Source organism: Actinoplanes sp. NPDC048791 (genome assembly GCF_040650095.1).
Lineage (GTDB): Bacteria > Actinomycetota > Actinomycetes > Mycobacteriales > Micromonosporaceae > Actinoplanes.
The window spans coordinates 1-7,258 of record NZ_JBEZGQ010000390.1 but is presented as its reverse complement, the minus strand read 5'-3'; the positions used below and the strand labels follow the sequence as shown (position 1 = coordinate 7,258).

At 69.0% G+C, this 7,258-nt stretch carries 7 protein-coding genes; 3 read left to right on the top strand and 4 right to left on the bottom strand.

All coding sequences use genetic code 11. The features are described 5' to 3' along the window. Positions 1-96: 96 nt before the first annotated feature. Together AB0C29_RS25460 and AB0C29_RS25455 are read right to left on the bottom strand one after the other, a co-directional pair. Positions 97-1,500, bottom strand: coding sequence for a non-reducing end alpha-L-arabinofuranosidase family hydrolase (locus AB0C29_RS25460; RefSeq protein ID WP_360824759.1), 1,404 nt, complete (start codon positions 1,498-1,500; stop codon positions 97-99). Continuing rightward, complete coding sequence (locus AB0C29_RS25455) at positions 1,497-3,221, bottom strand: cellulose binding domain-containing protein (protein WP_360824756.1); 1,725 nt, start codon at positions 3,219-3,221, stop codon at positions 1,497-1,499. The genes AB0C29_RS25460 and AB0C29_RS25455 overlap by 4 nt, the downstream gene beginning before the upstream one ends. Positions 3,222-3,490: 269 nt before the next feature. Between AB0C29_RS25455 and AB0C29_RS25450 the strand changes: the two genes are divergently transcribed. After that, positions 3,491-4,000 (top strand): hypothetical protein, encoded by a 510-nt coding sequence (locus AB0C29_RS25450; protein WP_360824753.1) that lies wholly within the window; start codon positions 3,491-3,493, stop codon positions 3,998-4,000. On the opposite strand, the gene AB0C29_RS25445 is transcribed toward AB0C29_RS25450, so the two are convergent. Further along, entirely contained in the window at positions 4,001-5,119 is a 1,119-nt protein-coding gene (locus tag AB0C29_RS25445; protein WP_360824750.1) for an NAD(P)/FAD-dependent oxidoreductase, read from the bottom strand. Positions 5,120-5,230: 111 nt separating this feature from the next. Between AB0C29_RS25445 and AB0C29_RS25440 the strand changes: the two genes are divergently transcribed. Next, a complete protein-coding gene (locus AB0C29_RS25440; protein ID WP_360824747.1) occupies positions 5,231-5,851 on the top strand; it encodes a helix-turn-helix domain-containing protein in 621 nt (206 codons plus the stop codon). Between the two features lie 82 nt (positions 5,852-5,933). Here AB0C29_RS25440 and AB0C29_RS25435 read toward each other — a convergent pair whose 3' ends face one another. Beyond that, positions 5,934-6,761: an alpha/beta hydrolase gene (locus AB0C29_RS25435; protein WP_360824744.1), complete on the bottom strand. Its 828-nt coding sequence runs from the start codon at positions 6,759-6,761 to the stop codon at positions 5,934-5,936. A 51-nt stretch (positions 6,762-6,812) separates the two neighbouring features. Here AB0C29_RS25435 and AB0C29_RS25430 point away from each other — a divergent pair, with 51 nt between their 5' ends. Next, positions 6,813-7,238 carry an MmcQ/YjbR family DNA-binding protein gene (locus AB0C29_RS25430; RefSeq protein WP_360824741.1) on the top strand — a complete coding sequence of 142 codons (426 nt, stop codon included), beginning with the start codon at positions 6,813-6,815 and terminating at the stop codon, positions 7,236-7,238. Positions 7,239-7,258 lie beyond the last annotated feature (20 nt).

Sequence of the window (7,258 nt, the reverse complement as noted above, 5' to 3'; positions counted from 1 at the left end):
TACGAACGCTCGGCAACGGAGGTCTGGCCCCTCCCCGTCACATCGGGGCGCCCAGCGCGGGGCTGGTTGTTACGCCCTCCCCGCCGGGTCACCGCCCTATCGCTGCAGGGTGAGCACGCCCGGGCGCCACGGCAGGTTGTTGTAGTCGCCGCCGGCGCTGGGGTCCTTGCCCTGGTAGAGCAGCTGGAGGTTGCAGGGGTCGACGGTCTTGGTCTGGTCCGGGTTGTTGCGGACCAGGTCACCGTGGCTGATGTCGTTGGTCCAGGTGGCACCGCTGTTGGCCTTGCCCGCGAACGGGTTGCTCTCGCTGGCCGCCTGCGGGGTCCACGTGCCGTTCAGGCTGGTGGCGGTGAACGAGCGGAAGTAGCGGCCCTGGCTGCCGATCGCCTCGACGATCATCAGGTACTGGTTCTGGCCCTGGACCTTGTAGACCTCGACGCCCTCGAACAGGTTGTTCGTCGAGTCGCTCATGATCGTCGTGTACGAGGAGCCGAAGCTGCCCGGGAAGTTCCCGATCGGCATGCTGGCCCGGTAGATCTTGCCGTTGTCGCCGGCGAAGAACAGGTACATGTTCGTGCCGTCACCGATGACCGTCTGGTCGATCACCCCGTACGGGGCGTCGGCGATCGTCCCGGTGAACAGCGTCTGCGCCGAGGACCAGCCGTTGGCGTTGGTCGGGTCGGTGGACGTCTTGTAGCTGAAGGACGTCGGACCCCACTGGTACGCCAGCACCCAGATGTTCTTCGGCGCGAAGTAGAACAGCGTCGGCGCCACGGTGCCCTGGCTCATCCCGTTCTGGCTGGCCGAGGCCATGTCGGACCAGTTGGTGAAGAGACCGAAGTTCATCGAGCCGTACGAGCCGTTGTTCACGTTGGACGCGTAGACCAGGTGCTTGCCGTTGTAGACGACGTTGGTGAAGTCCTTCAGCGAGACCCAGCCGTTCTTGGGGTTGGCCAGCGAGCCCGTCGACGACCAGCGGTAGGTCGACGGCAGCGTGCAGGTGCCGCCCGGCGTCGAGGGTGAGACCGACGGCGACGGGGACGGGGATCCTGGTGGCGTGGTGGACGGGGACGTCGGTCCGGTCCCGCCGGTGCAGTTCACCCCGTTGAGCGCGAAGCTGGCCGGGACCGGGTTGCTGCCTGTCCACGAGCCGTTGAAGCCGAACGACACCGTGCCGTTGGTCGCGAGCGCGCCGTTGTAGCTGACGTTCTTGGCCGTCACTGCGGCACCGCTCTGGGTCAGGGTGGTGTTCCACGCCTGCGTCACGGTCTGGCCGGCGCCGTACGACCACGTCAGCGTCCAGCTGGACACCGGATCACCCAGGTTGGTGATCGCGACGCTGGCGCCGAAGCCGCCCTGCCACTGCGACGACACGGCGTAGTTCACCGAGCAGCCCGCCGCCGCGGCGCCCGCCGGCAACGCCACGGCAACCGCGGCCGACGCCAGCAGGGCGACGCCGGCCGACGCCAAGCCGACACTGATCGATCTGGATCTGGTCACTGGTTCACTCCTGAGGGATGGGTCAACACGACGGTGGAGATGCTGCGGGCGGGAACGCTGACGGTGACCTGTCCCCCGTTCAGGCTGGTCGGCTGGCCGGCCGCGTTGGCGTTCTGCGAGGTGAGGTAGTACTCCGCCTTGGTGACGTTCTGCGGGGCCTGGAGCACGGCGTTGGTGACCGCGGCGGCCGAGCGGTTGAGGATCACCAGCGTGGTCTTGCCATCGCCCTGGTAAGCGGTCACTTCCAGCGGTGAGGCCTTGGCGCTCTTCGTCAGGCCGACCCGCTGATAACCCGGGCGTACGTACTTGGCGAACTGCGAGAACGCGTAGCCGCGCTTCAGTGGTGCTCCGGCGGTGGTGCCGTAGGCCGCTTCGCCGTCACCGATGAAGGAGTAGTAACGCTTGCCGTACCACCAGATGTAGGCGTTCCAGTTGGACTCCATCGACTTGTGCACGGTGCGCATGATGTCGTCGAGGGTCTCGTTCCAGACCGCCTGGTTGCTGGGGTTGCCCCAGATGTTCGAGCCGTTGCCGTCGGCCTCGTGGAAGTTCCACTCGGTCATCCACACCGGCTTGTTGTACTGCTCGGCCAGCGCGTACGGCTTCAACCGTCCCGCGTCCTCGGTGCCGTACAGGTGGCCGCCGACATAGCCGATGTTGTTGCGGGCGCTCGCGTCGTTCAGGGTCGGATCGGTGTAGCCGTAGTTCAGGTTCACCGCCTCGGCCACCATGAGCTTGGTGTTCTGCACCTTGGCGCCCTGGTCGCGGACGAAGGTGCGCAGCTCGGTGCCGCTCCAGTCCATCGAGTCGTAGTCCGGGTGCCAGTCCGGCTCGTTCTGCACCGAGGTGACGTCGATGGCCACGCCCTGGTTCTTCATGTACTGGACGTAGCTGTTCAGGTGGTTGGCGTAGTCGTCGTAGTAGTCGGTCTTGAGCTTGCCGCCGTTGACCCGGCTGTTGTTCGTCTTCCACGCGGCGGGGGCCGTCCACGGCGAGGCGAGAATCTTCACGTTCGACCCGTACGACTTGGCCGTTTTCAAGGCGTTGACCTGCGCCGGCCATTCGCTGGAGACCGGCGAGATGCCGGTCCGCACGATCGACAGGCCGAGCTGGTTGGCGCCCGACCCGACCAGCGTCTGGGTCTCGGCGGTGGACCACGCGCCGCCCCAGATCGATACGGCAGCCCCGAACCCGTCGATCGTCTGGTACTTGGTGGCACTGTTCACGGTGATGTCCGGCGTGCCGGCCGGCGCGGTGGTGGGCGGCGTCGTGGGCGGGGTGGTGGGTGCCGTGGTCGGCACGGTGCCTCCGCCGCAGACGAAGCCGTTGACCGCGAAGTCCGTCGGAGCGGGGTTGCTGCCGGGCGACGCGCCGTTGAAGCCGAACGAGACCGTGCCGTTGGTGGGGACGGACCCGTTGTAGCTGACGTTCTTGGCGGTGACCGCGGCGCCGCTCTGGGTCAGCGTCGTGTTCCAGGCCTGGGTGACGGTCTGCCCGGCGCCGTAGGACCAGGTCAGCGTCCAGCTGGAGAGCGCGTCACCGAGATTGGTGATGGTGACGTTGGCACCGAAGCCTCCCTGCCACTGCGACGAGACCACGTAGCTCACCGAGCAACCGGCGGCCGCGGCCCCGGCCGGCAGCGCCACAGCGACGGCGGCGGACGCCAGGAGGGCGGCACCGGCCGCGACCAGCACGGTGTTGGCCGGCCTGAATTTCCTCATCCAGAACTCCTTGCACGGAAACACAGACGACATACTTGGGAGCGCTCCCAGCCTGATATGGATATCGATAAGTGTCAAGGCGTGCGCCGCCGGCGGCGTTGCGACTCCCGTCCCGGCGCCGGCATAACACTTTCCGGGTGGAGAAACCGATACGGCTGCCTGATCGCGTTCGTCAGGTGCCGGCTCCATGCACAAAGATGGCCGGCGGCGATCCCCGCATCGACTCCGGCTCCTGATAGCGACCCGTTCTACGAACGCCGAGGGTGTGCATGTCGAGACTTCAATGGCGCACCGCGGGAGCCGCCGTTTCTGTTCTCATCGCGGCCGGCATCGGGATAGCGACCAATGTGGTCACCGACCAATGGTCATGGGCCTGGGGCTCGGGACTGGTCGCGCTCGTCCTGAGCGCCGTGGCGATCCAGGTTGCCCTGTCGCTCGCCGAGGAGCGCGGTACCCAGCAAGCGGCCTCACCCGCACCCGCCAGAGCGACCAGTGCGTCCATCGGTGGCGACGGCCGCATCACGGGCCGCGGTGACGGCAGCGGATCCGGCACACCGGCCGCCCTGCCCAGCAGTCCTCCCGCCCGGGCACATTCCGCAAGCCCGAATCTGGATCTGTGCGTCCTGGGGAAGTGGCGGGAAACAGTCTTCCGGGCGACTGCCGAGGTCAACGGCACAAGCGAGGAATGGCGTGGAGATGGGCGGAGGCAAACCGATCGGCTCCAGTTGTCCGGCCCGGATTCCACCTTCTCGATCGATCTCAAACGCGTCAGCAATTGACTAAGCGGCCGCCATGCCGAGCAAGGAGTAGGGCGCACCCGCGCCGAAGAGCAGCTCGTGGGTTCGGTTGCCTTCGAGAGCCGCCTCGGCACTGCGTGAGAACATCGCCTGCTCGTATTCGTTGAGTGCGGCTTCGATGTCGTCCGGGCGGGCGGCGATGGCCTTGGCCAGTTCCGAGCCGTCGTACATGGCCAGGTTGGCGCCTTCGCCGTTCGGGGCCGTCAAGTGGGCGGCGTCGCCGAGCAGGGTCACCCCCGGCACCCGATCCCACCGGTGCTCGGTCGGCAACGTGTAGAGCGGCCGCAGGACCGGCGGGGTGTCGCTGTCGGTGATCAGTGCAGTGAGCTCCGGGGCCCAACCGTCGAACTTCTGCGCGATCCGGGCAGCGGCCACGGCGGCGTCGGTGAAGTCGATGGCGGCGAACCACGACTGCGGCTCGGTGACGAACACGTAGCTGTGCAGGGTGCCGCCCCTCTCCCGGTGCGCCAGCAGGCCCTGGCCCGGCGCGAGGGCGTACATCGCTCCTTGGCCGACTGCCTTCGCCGTGGCGGGGTGCCGGGTTTCGCTGTCGAAGAGGTGAGTCTCGACGGCCGACATCCCGGTGTATTCAGGCGTGGCGGCGGACAGCAGTGGCCGGACGCGTGACCAGGCACCGTCCGCGCCGACCAGCAGGCTCGTCACAACCGTGGTGCCGTCGGCGAAGGTCACCGTGTGCCGCCCCTCGCCGAGGGCTGCGACACCGCTGACCCGGTGGCCCCACTTGATGCTGCCGGCCGGGAGGGAGTCGAGCAGCATCCGGCGCAGGTCACCGCGGAGGATTTCGGGGCGTCCGCCCGTACCGTCGTCGCCCTGCTCGGCCAGGACGGTCCCGTCCCGGCCGAGGAACCGGCTGGCCTCGCGGCCCTCGAGGACCAGGCTGCGGAACCGGTCGATCAGGCCGGCCTCGCGCAGCGCCAGTTGGCCGTTGTAGTCGTGGATGTCCAGCAGGCCGCCCTGGGCGCGCGCGGTCGGTGCGGCCTCCCCCTCGTAGACAGTTGCGGGGATGCCATGCAGGTGCAGGACGCGGGCCAGCACGAGGCCGCCGAGGCCGGCACCGATGATCGTTACGGGAGTGGACACGGGGGCTCCTGAAGGGTGGGGGCAAACCGCTACCGTCTCACTTGAGGCGACTCGGTCTGCTTACCAAGTAAGCTTACCGGGTAAAGCTAACACCGCTGAGGAGTCGTGTCCATGCCCAATCGGGGAGACCGTGGTGGGTCGAGGACCCGCGCCCACATCGCTGACGTCGCCACCGGGCTGTTCCTCGACCGGGGCTTCGACGACGTCACGATCGTCGAGGTCGCCGCCGCGGCGGGCGTGTCCAAGGTGACCGTCTTCAAGCACTTCGACCGCAAGGAGGACCTGCTGCTCGACCGGCTCCCCGACGTGGTCGAGATCGCCCGGGCGGCGGTGCGCGACCGGGCGGACGAGGTCAGCGCGGTCGAGGCGATCCGGCAGACGCTGCTCGCCCTGGCCGCCGAACGGCACGGGCTGTCCGCCCTGGACGAGGGCATCGAACCGTTCCTGCGGATCGTCGTGGAGGCGCCGACGCTGATCGCCCGGCTGCGGGTGTTCGAGCACGAGATCGAGGCGGCGCTGGCCGAGGAACTGGCCGCCGACAAGCGTTTCTCCGGCGACAGTGCGCTGCTCGCTGCGCTGGTCGTCGCGGCGTACCGGATCGTCGCGGTCGCGACGGTCCGGCGCCGGCTCGCCGGCGACGAGCTCGCCGACGTCGCGGCGGCCCACCGGCAGCGGTTGAACCAGGCCTTCGATGCGATCGAGTACGGCGTCTCGGCGCGGGCACCCCGATGACATCATCCGGAGTGCGGCGTCGCCTGCCGTTTCGCGCATCGGCACGCCGGGTAGCGAACGCCGGGACCGCCGGGCCGGATAGTCACCGCGCGAAACGCGCGACCACCGCGCCGAGTTCGGCCGGCGCGCTCAGCGGCATCAGATGGTTGGCGTGGTCGACGGTGGCGATCGCTGCTTCCGGGAGCAGGCCGGCGAGCCGGGCGACCAGCCGGTGCACCGGCGGTGGACTGTCGGCGCCCTGAATGAGCAGGGCCGGCCGGGTCACCGCCGGATCGAACGTCCACGCACCGACCGCCGGCAGCTCGCTCGTGAAGAAGGCGCCGCAGTGGTCCGCCGCTTCCTCGACGAGGCCGGCCCCGAGCACATCGTTCATCACCGCCCGGTAGTCCGGCCCGCACACCATCGCCATGAAAGCGTCGAAGGCGGTCGCGTGGTCGCCCTGGGCGGTCGCGGCCATCGCCGTGCCCATCACCGGGCCGAAGGCGGCGTGCAGGGCGTCCACGTCGGCCGGATCGGCCAGGGCGTCGACGAGCGGAGGTTCACAAAGAGCGACCGTACGGACGGCAGCCGGATCATCCACGGCCAGCTGGAGGGCGATGGTCGAACCCGACGAGTGGGCGACGACGTGGGCGGGCGCGGCATCCAGCTGCCGGAGCAGGGTGGCGGCGTGGCGGGCGTGGTCAGCCACCGTCAGACCGGCCGGCAGCGGACCGCCGGTGTAGCCCGCGCGGACCATCCGGATCACCCGGTGGTCCGCCAGCTCGGGGGTCGCGGCCAGTGGCGTGAGCCAGTCGGCGAGCCCGCCGCCGTGGATCAGCAGCAGCGGTTCACCGTCGCCGCCGGAATCGGTGTAGGCCACCTCGGCGCCGTCGATGAGCGCGAGGCTGAGGCCGGCGTGAGCGTTGATCATGGTCGTTCCTCCAGGTCGGTCGGCGGCCCGCTTGCGCCCTAGACTGGGGTGGTGCCCGATCCGGCAGATCGTCCCGCGTGCGTCGACGACGTCCACGAGCTGGCCCTCGCGATGCCGCACGTCACCGTTCACGACCCGGAGGCCGACAACCCGGTCTATCAGGTGGGCGGCAAGTCGTTCGTCTTCTTCCGCAACCCGCGCCCCGACGCGGTCGACCCGGAGACCGGCGAACGCTATCCCGACGTGATCGTCTTCTGGGTGGAGTCGGACGCGGACAAGCAGGCGCTGGTCCAGGACGAGACGACGCCCTTCTTCACGACTCCGCACTTCAACGGCCACCCGTCGGTGCTGATCCGGGCGAGCCGGCTCGGCCGGATCAGCCGTACGGAGCTGGCCGAGGTCGTCCAGGACGCCTGGCTGTCCCGGGCCTCCCAGCGTCGCCGGGAGACGTGGCTGCGCAGCCGCTCCGGGCAGTGACCGGAGCGGCTGCGTACGCC